The following is a 15277-nucleotide window of genomic DNA, read 5'->3' as shown; positions in this document are numbered from 1 at the left end:
CCTTTACGCTAAAGGAATTTTGCGATGACAACGATTACGGCTTTACGTGTTGAAGATGTGCGCTTCCCGACCTCGCTGGCGCTCGATGGCTCGGATGCCATGAACCCGGATCCGGATTATTCCGCTGCCTATGTGATTTTAGACACTGACAATCCGGCGCTGAAAGGCCACGGACTGACCTTTACCATCGGGCGCGGCAACGAAATCTGCTGCGTAGCGATCAAGGCGCTGGAACACCTGATTGTGGGGCGCGAACTGGCAGACATCACCGCCGATATGGGTAAATTCTGGCGCGATTTTACCAGCGACAGTCAGTTGCGCTGGATTGGTCCGGATAAGGGCGCAATCCATCTGGCGACCGGCGCGGTAGTTAACGCGGTGTGGGATTTGTGGAGCAAAGCCGCCGGTAAACCCCTGTGGCAACTGGTGGCCGACATGTCACCGGAAGAGCTGGTGCGCTGCATCGATTTTCGCTACATCACCGACTGCATTACGCCACACGAGGCACTGACCTTATTGCGGCAACGCGCTGACAACAAGGCCCAACGCAGAGAGAAACTGCTGGCAGAAGGCTACCCGTGCTACACCACGTCAGCAGGCTGGCTGGGCTATCCCGATGACAAACTGCGCCGTTTATGCCAGGAAGCGGTCGACGCCGGTTTCGATTATCTGAAACTCAAAGTCGGGCGCGACCTCGAAGACGACATCCGCCGCGTGCGCATTGCCCGCGAAGTCATCGGCCCGGATCGCAAACTGATGATCGACGCCAACCAGGTGTGGGAAACCGACGAGGCGATCCCGTGGGTCAATGCCCTCGCCTTTGCCAAACCCTGGTTTATCGAAGAACCGACCAGCCCGGACGACATCGAAGGTCACCGCAAAATCCGTCAGGGCGTTGCGCCGGTTAAGGTCGCCACCGGCGAAATGTGCCAGAACCGCATCATGTTTAAGCAGTTCATTATGCGCGAAGCCATCGACGTGGTGCAGATTGATGCCTGTCGCATGGGCGGCGTCAATGAGGTGCTGGCCGTGATGCTGATGGCCGCCAAATACAATCTGCCGGTGTGCCCGCACGCGGGTGGCGTCGGGTTATGCGAATACGTCCAACATCTGTCTATGATTGATTACCTGTGCATTTCAGGTACGCACGACGGTCGGGTCATTGAATACGTTGACCATCTTCACGAGCATTTTGTACACCCGTGCGATATTCGCGGCGCAGCTTATATGCCCCCACAGGCACCGGGATTCTCTGTCGAGATGCATCAGGCGTCGGTCGAAAAATACCGCCATCACGCCTGACCTTAATGATCGAAAAAGCAGCAAGGAGGAGGCCGATGATGCGAATCGACAGCCATCAGCATTTCTGGCGCTACACCCCGCAGGACTACCGCTGGATAAGCGATGAAATGACGGTGCTGAAACAGAATTTCTTGCCGGAAACACTGACGTCAACGTTACAACGTCACAACATTCAGGGCACGGTACTGGTTCAGGCATGCTCATGCACCAGTGAAACCCGATGGCTGCTGGATATCGCCGGAAAAACTGACTTTGTGTGCGCCGTGACCGGCTGGGTCGAACTGTCGTCGTCCGCGCTGCAACGGGAGCTGGATGCTCTCTCACACCCGCTGCTGCGCGGCTTTCGTCATCAGGTTCAGGATGAACCTTCGCCTGCACAATGGCTGGCAGATCCGGCCATCAATGCCGGTATTCGCCAGCTTCAGCAGCAGGAATATGTTTATGAAATTCTGGTGACGCACCGCCATCTTGCCGAAGCCGTACAGTTTGCCACAAGGCATGACGGGCATTTTCTGGTGCTCGATCACCTCGGCAAGCCGGATCTCAGCCTGGGCGCTGCGTACTGGAAGAAACAGATCGCCCCGCTGGCGGCGTTACAACACGTCAGTTGTAAGCTTTCCGGGCTACTGACTGAGCCGCGCCCGGCGGGGATGTCTGCCCGCGACCTGTTGCCCTATTTCGATGCCGCACTGGAGGTTTTCGGGCCCGGACGCCTGATGTTTGGCTCCGACTGGCCGGTGTGCTTACTGGCTGGCGGCGATGAGAATCCATGGGATTTATGTGAACAGGCCACGGCCTCACTCAGTTCTGACGAGCAGGCTGCCATATATGGCGGCAATGCCTGCACGGTTTACCGATTACAGCCTTTACCGATTACAGGAAATGACTGATGAATCTGCATCTGCAAAATAAAGTGGTGATCGTCACCGGCGGCGGGTCCGGTATTGGCGCGGCGATTTCGCTGACGCTGGCGGAAGAAGGTGCCATTCCGGTGATCATCAGCAATACCGAACCTGCCAATCAACTGATGCATAAACTGCAAAAGCTTTCTCCGCAGGCCAGTTTTGTGCTGACCGAACTGCGCGACGAAGCCAGTTGCACGGCGGCGGTACAGGAGGTGCTTACCCGCTACGGCAGTATCGACGGGCTGGTGAACAATGCCGGAGCCAACGACAGCGTCGGACTGGACGCCGGTCGGGAAGCCTTTGTGCAATCGTTAGAACAAAACCTGATCCACTATTACCTGATGGCACACCTGAGCCTGGAAGCCCTGCGCGCAAGCCACGGGGCGATCGTTAATATCAGCTCGAAAACCGCCTTAACCGGACAAGGCAACACCAGCGGTTACGCTTCAGCCAAAGGCGGCATTCTGGCGCTGACCCGTGAATGGGCGGCGGCGCTGCTCGGCGACGGCATCCGCGTGAACGCGGTGATCCCGGCAGAGGTCATGACGCCACTGTACGAACGCTGGATCAAAAGCTTCGATCATCCCGACGAAAAGTTGCAACAAATCACCTCGCATATTCCGCTGGGACAGCGGATGACCACGCCGCAGGAAATCGCCAACACCGTGGTATTCCTGCTCTCTTCCCGCGCGTCTCACACCACCGGCCAGTGGCTGACCGTGGACGGTGGTTATATGCATCTCGACCGGGCGCTGACATGAAGCGACGCTATTGTCAGGCGCTGGATCTGGCGGACGATCCGGCGCTTATCGAAGAATATCAGCGTCATCACCGCAAAATCTGGCCGGAAATTACCGCGCATCTGCGCCGTTATGGCATCGCAGAGATGGAAATTTACCGGCTGGGCAACCGGCTGATGATGGTGATGGAAACCACGGAAGAGTTTGACAGCGGGCTGTTCGAACGCCGCAGTCTGGAGGATCCGAAAGTGTGTGAGTGGGAAGCCCTGATGTGGAAATATCAGCGCCCCACGCCGTGGACACCCGCCGGTAAAAAGTGGGTAGAAATGGAGAAGATCTTTTCGCTTGCTGAACAGATTGAGTAAAACCCGGTCGGCTCCCTCCCCTGCGAAGGGAAGGAGCAAAGCAAAACCCGCTCAACCCTGTGAATGTGGGAGGAGCAAAAGCTCTCCCTATTCTCAGGGAGTTCATCACGTTTTTCACGTTATCTGACATAAAAATCAGCCACCTGAGCTGACCCCCTACATGCGTTACCAGATACTGAGGAATACACTATGCTCGCCGATAAAACTGCCGCGCCCGCTTATGCGCAGCGCAAAACGACGTCCGGTTTCCGCCTGGCGTTCATTTTGGTCACCACGCTGTTTTTCCTGTGGGGTTTATCCTACGGGTTGCTGGATGTCCTGAATAAACATTTCCAGGAAGTCTTACACGTCAATAAAGCCCAGTCTGGCCTGTTACAGGCCGCCTATTTCGGGGCATATTTTATCATCGCCCTGCCTGCCGGTTTCTTCATGGACAGGTTTGGCTATAAAGCCGGGATCCTGGTCGGATTATGTCTCTATGCACTGGGCGCGCTGTTGTTTGTGCCTGCCGCCTCCGCAGGCAGTTTCGCTATGTTTCTGTTCGCACTGTTCGTGATCGCCCTCGGTCTGGGCTGTCTCGAAACCGCCGCTAACCCGTTCGCTACCGTGCTGGGCGATCCGGCCGGAGCAGAACGTCGCCTGAACCTTTCTCAGTCATTCAATGGTTTAGGACAGTTTATCGGCCCGATTATCGGCGGTTCGCTGTTCTTCTCTGCCACGCAAGGCACCACGGCGGACGGCTTGTCATCTGTAAAAACTACCTACGTCGCCATCGCCGTGTTAGTGCTTCTGATTGCCTTCCTGTTCGGGCGCACCAAATTGCCGGATATTCGTGAGCAAAGCGCGGCCGGGGATCAGGGTGGCGGAAAAGGATTATGGCAGCATGCCCATTTCACCGGTGGTGTGATTGCACAATTCTTCTACGTCGCGGCCCAGGTAGGTGTCGGCGCGTTCTTCATTAACTACACCACCGAACACTGGCACACACTGTCGAATCAGAATGCGTCTTACCTGCTTTCCGTCGGTATGGTAAGTTTTATGGTTGGCCGTTTCTTCAGTACCTGGCTGATGGGCTTTGTCCGTCCGGCCACGCTGCTGGTAGTTTACGCCATCATTAATATTGTGCTGTGCGGCGTGGTGGTCGCGGGGATTGATAACGTGTCGGTGATTGCACTGGTGGCGATTTTCTTCTTCATGTCGATCATGTTCCCGACCATTTTTGCAATGGGCGTCAAGAATATGGGCAAACAGACCAAACGCGCCAGCTCTGTGATGATCATGGCGATTGTGGGTGGCGCGGTGATGCCATACCTGATGGGTGCGATTGCTGACCATTACAACACCGCCGTTTCCTACGCCCTGCCAATGGTGTGCTTCGCCGTGGTACTGATTTATGCCGTGAAACAACGAGCGAAAGCCGCTCTCTGAGGGGAGTGGTAATACGAACACTCAGACTGCCATACCTCACAAAATCCCCTCCTCAATGTCTTTTGGCGTTAAGGAGGGACTGCAACGCTGAAAACCACACCCTGAGTTTTAACATTCCTGTCATCCCGGATGAAAAAATCCTGCTTATACTTCATCGCGTATGAAACTGTTTAATAACGCTGAAGGGTAAAATATGTCGATTCGTTCATTGCAGACACTGTGTTTAACCCGTTTTTTATTGCGGATGTTCGTGACAGGCTTGGGCCTTTTTTGGGGATATTTCTGACGCATCGAAAAACAAGCGTCTGATTCGGCTACTGCGTCTGCCTCAAAAAGTACTGCGATCATCTTTCTGCTCCCTCATGAATTTCGCTCAGCTTATTACCGGCTAAAAGGGGATGCTTCGGTCAGCGCCGAAGTATGTCGGTGACGCGCAAGCTGGATCATGAACTTTGCTCATGTTCAGTGAATTTAAATCACTTTTTTTCACTCAATGACTCAGGCATAAAAGAGTCATCGCGATTCACTCTTAAAAATATGAAGGCTACTGAAATAATTTAGGTTTTTCAGCAGCCAGGACACCTGATAAAAATGAAAAAAGAAATTACATTCACTATTAAAAGCCTTCGTTTTGACGAAGACTATAACCCCTCGGAAAATACGCGTATTACGACTAACTTTGCCAATCTGGCAAGGGGTGAAAAACGCCAGGAAAACCTGCGCAACACCTTAGTGATGATTGACAATCGTTTCAATTCACTGGCGCATTGGGACAACCCTGTGGGTGACCGCTACTCCGTTGAACTCGATATCATTACAGCCCAGTTAAACATTAATATTGCAGGGAAGAGCGACGTTTTTCCGGTGATTGAAGTATTAAAAACCACTATCGTTGATAAAAAAACCCATGAACGTTTTGACGGTATTTTAGGTAATAATTTTTCTTCTTATGTACGGGATTATGATTTTAGCGTTTTACTGCCGGAGCATAATAAGAATAAATCCGGATTTAGCCTGCCGGATGATTTTGGTGTATTACACGGTGATATCTTTAAGCGTTTCATTAACTCCGATATTTACAAAGAATTCTTTAATAAAACACCCGTTATTTGCCTGAGCGTCTCAAGTAAAAACACTTATTACCGTACCGGCAATCAACATCCTGTATTAGGCATCGAATATCAGCAGGACGAACCTTCCCTGACTGATGAATATTTCGCCAAGATGGGATTGCGGGCGCGATACTTCATGCCTGAAAACAGCGTTGCGCCTTTGGCGTTTTACTTCAGTGGCGATTTGCTCAGCGATTACACCAATCTTGAGCTGATCAGTACCATCAGCACGATGGAGACTTTCCAGAAGATATACCGCCCTGAAATTTACAATGCTAACTCCGCGGCCGGGAAACAGTATCAGCCAAGCCTGAATTTCCAGGATTATTCATTAACCCGGATTATTTATGACCGGGAAGAACGTAGCCAGCTGGCTGTTGAGCAGGGGAAATTTACCGAGGAACATTTTATTAAACCTTACCAAACTGTTCTTAAACAATGGTCTGCTCATTCCGTTCTTTGATTTACTAAAAATATAAGGTCACCTGTGATGAAAAAATTATTACCGACATCGACTGCGGGCAGTTTACCTAAGCCCTCCTGGATTGCGCAGCCGGAGACACTCTGGTCCCCCTGGAAGCTTGAAGGTCAGGAGTTACTCGACGGCAAAAAAGATGCGCTGCGTTTGTGTCTGGAAGATCAGCAACAGGCAGGTATTGATATCGTCAGCGATGGCGAGCAAACGCGCCAGCATTTCGTCACGACCTTTATTGAGCACCTCAACGGCGTTGATTTCGAGAACCGCGAGATCGTTAAGATTCGCAACCGTTATGAAGCCAGTGTGCCGACTGTTGTTGGCCCGGTCAGTCGTCAAAAGGCCGTTTTTGTCGAAGATGCGAAGTTTTTGCGCCAGCAAACAACACAGCCGATCAAATGGGCTCTTCCGGGGCCGATGACCATGATCGACACGCTCTATGATAATCACTATAAAAGTCGCGAAAAACTCGCCTGGGAATTCGCTAAAATTCTCAATGAAGAAGCCCGGGAATTAGAGGCTGTGGGTGTCGATATTATCCAGTTTGATGAACCGGCATTTAACGTGTTCTTCGATGAAGTGAACGACTGGGGTATTGCCACGTTAGAAAGAGCCATTGAAGGGCTGAAATGTGAAACGGCTGTCCACATCTGCTACGGCTATGGTATCAAAGCCAATACAGACTGGAAAAAAACGCTGGGAACAGAGTGGAGACAATACGAAGAGATTTTCCCAAAACTACAAAAATCTAATATCGATATTATTTCACTGGAATGTCATCACTCCCATGTTCCGATGGAGCTGATGGAGCTGATCCGGGGTAAAAAAGTGATGGTCGGTGCTATCGATGTGGCAACCAATACTATTGAAACACCCGAGGAAGTCGCCGCTACGCTTCGAAAAGCACTGCAATATGTTGACGCCGACAAGCTCTATCCTTGCACCAACTGCGGCATGATCCCATTACCGCGTGGCGTAGCAAGAGGCAAGTTAGATGCGTTAAGTGCCGGCGCAGAAATCGTCCGGAAAGAACTGCTGGCGAAGTAAATTCACCCGATTGCATCAATCTGAAGAGAATTCAGCCCGGATCAGGCGGTCAGACCAGAAGCCTGCCGGGCTGAGTGATAAACAGATCATGCCCCGTTATTGCTTCACCAGCACCGGCTGTTCGCGATAATCCGCCGGGAAATGCTGTTTTAAGTCGTTAATTTTTGGCAGGTCGTTCACCACGATGTACGGATAATCCGGATTATCGTTTAAAAAGTTCTGGTGATAAGCCTCTGCCGGATAAAAGTGTGCACTGCTTTCCACTTTTGTCACCAGCGGCTCGCTGTAACTGTGGCTGGCATCGAGCTGAGCGATATACGCTTTCGCCACTTCTGCCTGAGCCTGACTGAGCGGGAAAACCGCCGAGCGATACTGACTGCCGGTATCCGGACCCTGACGGTTTAACTCTGTCGGGTTATGCCCCACCGAGAAGAAAATATGCAGCAGTTCGCCATACGTCACCTGCGACGGATCAAAGGTAATTTTGACCGATTCTGCGTGGCCGGTATCGCCGGTACTCACCTGTTCATAACTCGCCGTTTGCGCGTCGCCGCCCGCATAACCGGACACCGCGCTGGTCACGCCTTTCACGTGTTGAAACACGCCCTGAATTCCCCAGAAACAGCCACCGGCAAACAACGCCGTCTCGCTGTGCGACGTACCCGCAGGTTCATCTTTTGCCGGTGCAGGGATTATCACCGCCGGTTCAGCGCCCCCGCCCCATGACCAGGCATTATTTTGGAACGCGAACGCTGACGCCAGCACCAGTCCGGCGATCAGACTGTAATGACGCATTTTTTTCGATGCAATTTTCATGGGTAATTTCCTGACTGATTAAGCTTGTGGAGTGAACGTCATCGCCAGCCCGTTCATGCAATAGCGCAGGCCGGTCGGCTGCGGACCGTCATCAAACACATGCCCCAGATGTCCGCCACACCGGCGACAATGCACTTCATCGCGAACCATACCGAGCGAGGTATCCCGGCTGATTTGCGCGGCGTTGCCCAGAGGTTTCCAGAAACTTGGCCAGCCGGTATGGCTGTCGAATTTGGTCGCCGAGGAGAAAAGAGCAAGATTGCAGCCTGCACAGGCAAATTCACCCACCCGGTGTTCGTCATTTAACGGGCTGGAATAAGGCCGTTCAGTGCCCGCCTCACGCAAAATGCGGTATTGATCATCGCTGAGGCGCTGATGCCACTGAGCCTCAGTGAGCATGATGTCGAATTTCGCAGTTTTCGCCTGTGCGTCGGCGCTGCGGGAAAACAGTGACGGGACCAACCCCATCAGCGCAGCGGCCGAGACCGCACCACTGCCCAGCAGGAAATTACGTCTGTTAATCATTGTTGCCACCGTTGCGGTTACTGTCGATGACATCAGACTACAAGGGGAGGGATTACGGAATCCTCGCGGAGAGTTAACGGTTTTGTGATAAGTAGGAGATTACCGCTGTGCGGTGCCAGCGAGCGGAGCGCGAAGTAGAAAAGCGGGGAGAGATCTAAGAGAGGGAAAGCACTTCCCTCTCTTGGGCGGTTTAGGCGCAGCGCGTTGTGCGATCACCGCTATTGTAAAACCGAAACTGTCACCCTTCTGTTTCAGGCAGCCGCCCCGTTGCAGCGGCCATCTGCAACCAGATTACAAAATCGCCCGTGCAGCCGGGTCTGCCTCCTCCCGCACAAACACAGGAATTTCACTCATTGGGGCGGCGACCCTAATCGCTCTCCCCCCTTCATAGCGTTCTCCATTCAGCGCCACCCACGTTTCTCCCGCCGGTAACCACACTTCCCGCTCGCGCTGACCGGCGTACAACACCGGGGCGACCAGAATATCGGCGCCAAGCATATACTGATCTTCCACCTGCCAGCTTTCAGCCTGAGCCGGATACTGATAGAACATCGTGCGCATTACAGGATCCCCCTTCTCATGCGCTTCCTGCATCACATGGCTGATGTACGGACGCAGTTTCTCACGCAGGAATAACCCGTTCTTCATCAGCGTGTAATTCTCTTCGCCGTAGCTCCAGACTTCATTTGGTGCGCCGCTGTTGCATTGCGCAATGCCGTCACGCCACGGTTCCGGCGGCTGAATTTGTGGCTCACGGTAACCATGCAGACGCATAACAGGGCAGAACACACCCCACTGGAACCAGCGGATCAGTAACTCCTGAAATATCGGATCATTAACATTCCCGCCCTGGAACCCGCCTATATCCGTCGTCCACCACGGGATACCCGCCAGCCCCATATTCAGGCCAGCGACAATCTGATTACGCAGCGCGTGAAAAGAAGAATGGATATCGCCCGACCACGCCAGCACACCATATCGCTGACTGCCCGCCCAGGCGCAGCGCACCAGATTAACGATCTCATGCTCGCCTTCCTGCTGTAACCCCTCGTAAAAGCCCTGCGCGAACTTCTGCGGATAAATGTTGCCGACTTCCAGCACCGGCCCGAGATGATAGCGATAGTTATCGAAATCATAGGCGCGGTATTCCGGCTCAGCTTCATCCAGCCAGAAGGTACGGATCCCCAGATCGTAATAGTTTTGCTTTACTTTCTCCCAGACAAACTGACGTGCGCCGGGATGTGTGGCGTCAAAGAAGGTGCAGTTGCCAAGGAAATCAAGATTCACCGATACACCACGATCCGTGTTCACCAGGTAACCTTTTGATTTCATCTCCTTATAATTTTCTGTCCGGTTGTCAACCGTCGGCCAGACCGACACCATGGTTTCGATACCCAGTGATTTCAGCTCAGCGACCATCGCTTTCGGATCCGGCCAATCCACCGGGTCAAAACACCAGGTGCCCTGATTCGGCCAGTGGAAGAAGTCGATGACAATAACCGAAACAGGCAGGTTGCGGCGCTTGTATTCACGCGCGACTTCCAGCACCTCCTGCTGTGTGCGGTAACGCAATTTGCACTGCCAGAAACCCGTGGCATATTCCGGCATCTGCGGCGCGGTGCCGGTTGCACGGCCATACTGATGCATGATCTCAGCGGGCGTATCGCCAGCGGTGATCCAGTAATCCATCTGCTCCGTGATCTGCGCTTCCCAGCGGGTAATATTTTTGCCGAATGTCGCCTCACCAATCGCCGGATTGTTCCACAACATGCCATACCCCAGACTCGAAAGCATAAACGGCACACTGGCCTGGGAGTTTCGCTGTGCCAGTTCCAGTGTGCAGCCTTTCAGATCCAGACAATTTTGCTGGTATTGCCCCATGCCATAAATTTTCTCATCCGCGCGCGACTCAAAACGTACGGTCAGTTGATGTTTACCGCCGGGAATGGCTTTAAATTCGCGGGCATCCATCTTTAGCGCACTGATGTATTTGTCCTGACTTTTCTCCGTCGCACCGATGCCGACGGTGGAACGCTGACGCCAGAATTCCTCAAGGATCAGCTCGCCGCGTGAGTTATAAAACGCCAGCTGCCCTTTGATATTCACCGATGCTGTGATGTTGCCGTTGCGCAGCGTCAGGGTTTCTGCGCTGCGGCTGATCTCAGCTTTTGGCTGAACATCCGCTGGCAGTAGCGCCCATAACGAATCATTGAGCTCAGGCCGGCAGGTGGCCCGCACGCGCAGGCTGTTTTCTCCCCAGGGCTCAATCACCAGCGTTTGTTGATCGAAATGCCAGAGGATACGGTTTTTTTCGGCGATTAATTCGCTCATGCGGACTCCTGTGTATGCAAGGTGGCCTGACGTTCAGGCTCATGTTCCCGGGAAATTTTGGACTGATTAATCTGTTTCATGGTGGCGTCATCGAGTTTGTACCAGCCCATCGACAATGCACTGAACATCGACAAGATGCCCGGCACCAGTGAGAACAATGCGATAATCGACAGCATCGCGACGGTATTCTGCTGGGCAGCATGGGGCACGTAACCGCTTATGCCCAGTGTCCAGCCGACCACCGCTCCGCTCACCGCCATCCCCATTTTGAGGATCGCCAGCAAAGTGGAGAACACCGTGCCATCCATGCGCTTGCCTTGTTTGTATTCGCCGTAATCCACCACGTCAGACATCATCACCCACATCAGTGTGGTAGTGACCTGATAGAAGGTTGAAACCAGCAACGTCATGCCCACCAGCAGGGAAATCCATGCCGGAACGAAGAAAATCGCCGCGCTCAGCGCACCGGTCAGCACCGCGCACAGCGTGAAGGCCGCGAGTTTGCTGCGGTTGCGGGTCAGCGGTTTTACCAGCAAACTGCCGAGACTCTTACCCACAATATGTGCAGCCAGCAGCCACATAAAGTAGCTGGCGTGGCCAAGATAATAGGTGACGTAGTACATCATCGCGCCGAGGCGTACTACGCCGAAGGAGATATTGAAGAAGATCAGCGCCGCCACCACGCGCCACTGGTCATTACGCACTAAATCACGTAAATCGGAGAGAAAATTCTCGTGCGTCGGCGGCGCACTGATACGTTCTTTGGTGTTTAAAAAACACAACAGGAACATCACCACGGCGATCGACGCCATGATTGTCATCGCACCAAAATAGCCGTCAAGTTTATTGCCGCCACCCATCATCTCTGCCAGCGGCATCATCAGGAAGGTGGACATTGCACCACCCAGCGTGGCAAGGAAGAACCGATAGGATTGCAGGGAAATACGCTGGGTATTATCAGGCGTGATGATCGCGCCCATCGAGCAATAAGGAATGTTGATGGCGGTATACATCAGCATCATCACGCAATAGGTGACGCTGGCGTATACCATCTTTCCGCCCAAGGTCAGGGATTCCGGTACCGCATAAACCAGCAAACAGCTGGCTCCGAAAGGTAACGCAAGCCAGAGAATATAAGGCCGGAATTTACCGAAACGCGTTTGCGTCCGGTCAGCGATCAGCCCCATCGCGGGGTCCACAATGGCGTCAGCGACGCGGGCAACCAGAAACATTGTTCCGACAAATACTGCCGGTAATCCCACAACATCGGTGTAATAAAACGTCAAAAATATAATCACATTATCCAGGCCAATATGGCTCGCCATATCCCCCAGACCGTAGCTCACCTTTTCTTTTACGGATAGTTTCGCCGTTACGGATAGTTTCGCAGTCATTTTTCGTCCTGCCTTTTGTAGGGTTAAACATAAAAAAGTCAGTCCGTCCGTGGCCCGAGGACTTGTTATAGAATGGTTAAAAGAGAGCGACAATTGCGAGATATCATAAATTTCTTATGATTTTTGATTTGTGTGATACCGGTAACATGATGAGATCCGTCTCGCCTGCGGAACGGGAGAAGGAGAGAAAATGATACCCGCGATAATTATAAATTTTGCTAATAAATAGGGCTGAACCTGAGGGATCGGGAAAAAAAAGCATGTTTGAATCCAGCGACCCCGACACCAGTGTATTCAACTTAAATAATTCAGGTGACAACATAAACAGTGGTTAATGTTGCCATATCAGGATTAAAACTCTGAATGAAATGTTTTCATCTTCTTGTTATTAATGAAAAAAATGCATTTTTCTATCTTGATAAATTTTGGTTATGATGTAATTTATTGCTAACAAGTTAACGTATTGTTATGAATACCTGGAGACTGAAAGCAATACATTTCTATTCAGGCATTTTGAAAATGAGGGTTCACGGGTGCAAGAGAATTGGTTGTTATTACTCGGTGGGGCAAGCGTGGTACAGGGGCCTGATTTACTCGATGAAGCCAAAGAAGCAGGATATAAAATCCTGCTTACCGACACAGAAGAAAATCTCAGGGTGTTTGGCGACAGAGCGCAAAAAGCCGACGAGGTGGTGGTAACCAATCATTACGATGATGAAGCAATGCGGGATTTACTGGCCAGGTATCCCTATATAAAACGGAGTTATGCTTTTCGCGAAAAACTTCAGTTTGTAAATAGTAAACTTAATATATTATTAGATTCCTCATGGACACGCCCTGCAACAATCATGCTGATACAAAACAAGTATCTTTGTCGTGAGCTGTTACGAAAATGCGGCATCAGCCAGCCGGAAGCTTTTTTGTGTTATTCAGCAAGTGATGTAGAGGAAAAATTAAGAATACATTTTTCCGGTCATGAAGCCATCCTTAAACCCGTCACCGATGCAGGCAGTCGCGGGGTATATTCTGTCTGTTCAGACAACATTGATAATATTATTCCCAGACTCCCGCAGAAAGGTTACCCATTCATCCTTGAAGAGAAGGTGGAAGGTAAAGAATACAGCCTTGAAGCCCTTTTCGTTGGCAAAAAGTTCAGAATGCTAAATATCACTGAAAAGTTTTTATTTGCAGAGACTTTTTTTGAGCAAGGGCATGTTAATCCGGCAGGTGTTTCTCTTGACGAGCAGAAAAAACGTCAGGCCCGGGCATTAGTGGAGTCTGCGTGCAAAGTGATTGGTATCGAATACGGCATGATCCACGCCGAGTTTTGGGATACTGATGCAGGTATTATTTTGGGAGAAATTCACAACCGTGTCGGGGGTGACTTCATCTCAGTGATGGCGGCCGAGACAGCAGGTATTAATGTATGGCAAAGCCAGCTAACCGATACTCTCTGTTATAAAGCACAGAAAAAAGAGCATATGGCTGTGTGGTCAGAACGTAAAGGAGTAAGCCGCCCCTCTGCTTTGCCGCCGGATTTAGACCAAAAACCAGGGTTTGTTGGCCACGCCTATCTGGGCGAACGCAATTTATTGTGTGCTGAGGGTGCAAGTTATGAGGAGGCGTTAAATAATGCAAAAAGCATTTCAAAACTCTTCAATATTTAAAATCATCCTTGTCCAGGATTTCATCGGGGCCTTTGCCTTCTTTGCTCCTCAGGCATTGTTAATCGCTTATTTACACGAAAACTTGCAGCTGTCAGCAGCCCATACCAGCGGTATATTATTCACGTTGATATTCTTTTCGAGAATTGGCCGCTTAGCCTTTTCACCCTATCTGGATAGAATAAACTTCCCTCTTTTACTTGCAATACTGCAACTGTTAGGAGGATTGGGCTTCTTCCTGCTATCGCGTGGCGAGATTACACAACTCTATTTAGGCGCATTTCTCGTCGGGCTTTTCTACGGGAATAACTCAATTGTTATCCGTATTGCCACCTCCTTTTTGAAAAATCAGTCACTCTCTTTAAACTATTCGTTGCTCAGTACGGTCACAAACCTGGCTTCAAGTGGTGGGGCCATACTCCTGGGCATGTTGTATCAGCATGTCGGGCCCGTTTATATGTTTGAAACAATGTCCTTACTGTTTACACTCACCTGTGCATACACCTACTGGGCGACAAGAAAAATAATCCTCCCCAAACAGGGACATTTCTTCAAGGTATTAATGAGCCTGGTCAGGAGGAAAGTGATTTTACTGACGCTGCTACTTATCCTGCTTGTGTGGTTCATCTATTCGTTAGCGTTAACCACAATGCCACTCTTTGTGATCGACCGTTTGCATAGAACAGACTTGGTATGGACGGTAACGGCACTGAACGGGCTGGCCGTCTTAGTTCTTGCCTATCCGGTTAATTATTTAATTGACAGATTTGATGATAATACCAAACTTATTATCTCATTTTTACTCTTTGGCTTAGCATTTTTAGTGTTATCTCTCCATAATTCGCTGGCAATGCTATACCTGTTTCTTTTCCTGGTAAGCACGGCTGAAATTATCGCTATCCCGGCATATCAAAGCATTATGTCTTTCAACACGGGAGAATATGAAAGGACAGCTATTTTTTCACTTTCTATCCTTGCCGTAGGTATAGGTGAAAGTCTTGGTGCTGTTTTCGCCGTATGGACAAATGAACACAGCCCCTTGTTCCACATTATCTTTATTCTCATGTCTGCTGTCACTGTACTAATCAGTCTGTTCTGTATGCGAAGCCATACCTCCCTCGCGTGATCCTGATAATCCGGGCGGACTTTCATTGCCCGGATTACCCCTGTTGT

General features: G+C 51.1%; 13 protein-coding genes. 9 read left to right on the top strand and 4 right to left on the bottom strand.

All coding sequences use genetic code 11. From position 1 onward, the window contains the following. Positions 1-24: 24 nt before the first annotated feature. From ACOZIO_RS12665 to ACOZIO_RS12635, 7 genes are all read left to right on the top strand, one after another. A complete protein-coding gene (locus tag ACOZIO_RS12665) occupies positions 25-1302 on the top strand; it encodes an L-fuconate dehydratase (protein WP_129953485.1) in 1278 nt (425 codons plus the stop codon). A gap of 35 nt (positions 1303-1337) precedes the next feature. Continuing rightward, on the top strand, positions 1338-2192 hold the full coding sequence (locus ACOZIO_RS12660; RefSeq protein ID WP_421595339.1) for an amidohydrolase family protein: 855 nt from the start codon (positions 1338-1340) through the stop codon (positions 2190-2192). Next, positions 2192-2968: an SDR family oxidoreductase gene (locus tag ACOZIO_RS12655; protein ID WP_421595338.1), complete on the top strand. Its 777-nt coding sequence runs from the start codon at positions 2192-2194 to the stop codon at positions 2966-2968. Before ACOZIO_RS12660 ends, ACOZIO_RS12655 begins: the two co-directional genes overlap by 1 nt. Further along, complete coding sequence (locus ACOZIO_RS12650) at positions 2965-3312, top strand: L-rhamnose mutarotase (protein WP_217157210.1); 348 nt, start codon at positions 2965-2967, stop codon at positions 3310-3312. The genes ACOZIO_RS12655 and ACOZIO_RS12650 overlap by 4 nt, the downstream gene beginning before the upstream one ends. A gap of 189 nt (positions 3313-3501) precedes the next feature. Continuing rightward, a complete protein-coding gene (fucP, locus tag ACOZIO_RS12645; RefSeq protein WP_266058935.1) occupies positions 3502-4740 on the top strand; it encodes an L-fucose:H+ symporter permease in 1239 nt (412 codons plus the stop codon). 591 nt (positions 4741-5331) lie between these two features. Next, positions 5332-6315 (top strand): DUF1852 domain-containing protein, encoded by a 984-nt coding sequence (locus ACOZIO_RS12640; RefSeq protein ID WP_421595337.1) that lies wholly within the window; start codon positions 5332-5334, stop codon positions 6313-6315. 27 nt (positions 6316-6342) lie between these two features. Next, complete coding sequence (locus ACOZIO_RS12635; protein ID WP_129953479.1) at positions 6343-7374, top strand: methionine synthase; 1032 nt, start codon at positions 6343-6345, stop codon at positions 7372-7374. A 96-nt stretch (positions 7375-7470) separates the two neighbouring features. On the opposite strand, the gene msrA is transcribed toward ACOZIO_RS12635, so the two are convergent. The 4 genes from msrA to ACOZIO_RS12615 form a co-directional block, all read right to left on the bottom strand. Beyond that, a complete protein-coding gene (gene msrA, locus ACOZIO_RS12630; RefSeq protein WP_421595336.1) occupies positions 7471-8190 on the bottom strand; it encodes a peptide-methionine (S)-S-oxide reductase MsrA in 720 nt (239 codons plus the stop codon). Positions 8191-8208: 18 nt separating this feature from the next. After that, positions 8209-8715 (bottom strand): peptide-methionine (R)-S-oxide reductase MsrB, encoded by a 507-nt coding sequence (gene msrB / locus ACOZIO_RS12625; protein WP_129953477.1) that lies wholly within the window; start codon positions 8713-8715, stop codon positions 8209-8211. 291 nt (positions 8716-9006) lie between these two features. Next, positions 9007-11046: a TIM-barrel domain-containing protein gene (locus tag ACOZIO_RS12620; RefSeq protein WP_421595335.1), complete on the bottom strand. Its 2040-nt coding sequence runs from the start codon at positions 11044-11046 to the stop codon at positions 9007-9009. Next, positions 11043-12440 carry a glycoside-pentoside-hexuronide (GPH):cation symporter gene (locus ACOZIO_RS12615; protein WP_421595334.1) on the bottom strand — a complete coding sequence of 466 codons (1398 nt, stop codon included), beginning with the start codon at positions 12438-12440 and terminating at the stop codon, positions 11043-11045. The genes ACOZIO_RS12620 and ACOZIO_RS12615 overlap by 4 nt, the downstream gene beginning before the upstream one ends. A gap of 533 nt (positions 12441-12973) precedes the next feature. Between ACOZIO_RS12615 and ACOZIO_RS12610 the strand changes: the two genes are divergently transcribed. Further along, positions 12974-14107: an ATP-grasp domain-containing protein gene (locus tag ACOZIO_RS12610; protein WP_129953474.1), complete on the top strand. Its 1134-nt coding sequence runs from the start codon at positions 12974-12976 to the stop codon at positions 14105-14107. Then, a complete protein-coding gene (locus tag ACOZIO_RS12605; protein ID WP_129991061.1) occupies positions 14073-15230 on the top strand; it encodes an MFS transporter in 1158 nt (385 codons plus the stop codon). The genes ACOZIO_RS12610 and ACOZIO_RS12605 overlap by 35 nt, the downstream gene beginning before the upstream one ends. The last annotated feature ends 47 nt before the right edge of the window (positions 15231-15277 follow it).

This window comes from Rahnella sp. PD4 (assembly GCF_049199325.1).
Classification (GTDB): Bacteria; Pseudomonadota; Gammaproteobacteria; order Enterobacterales; family Enterobacteriaceae; genus Rahnella; species Rahnella perminowiae.
The sequence above is the reverse complement of the archived record's forward strand: the minus strand, read 5'-3'. Positions and strand labels throughout refer to the sequence as shown.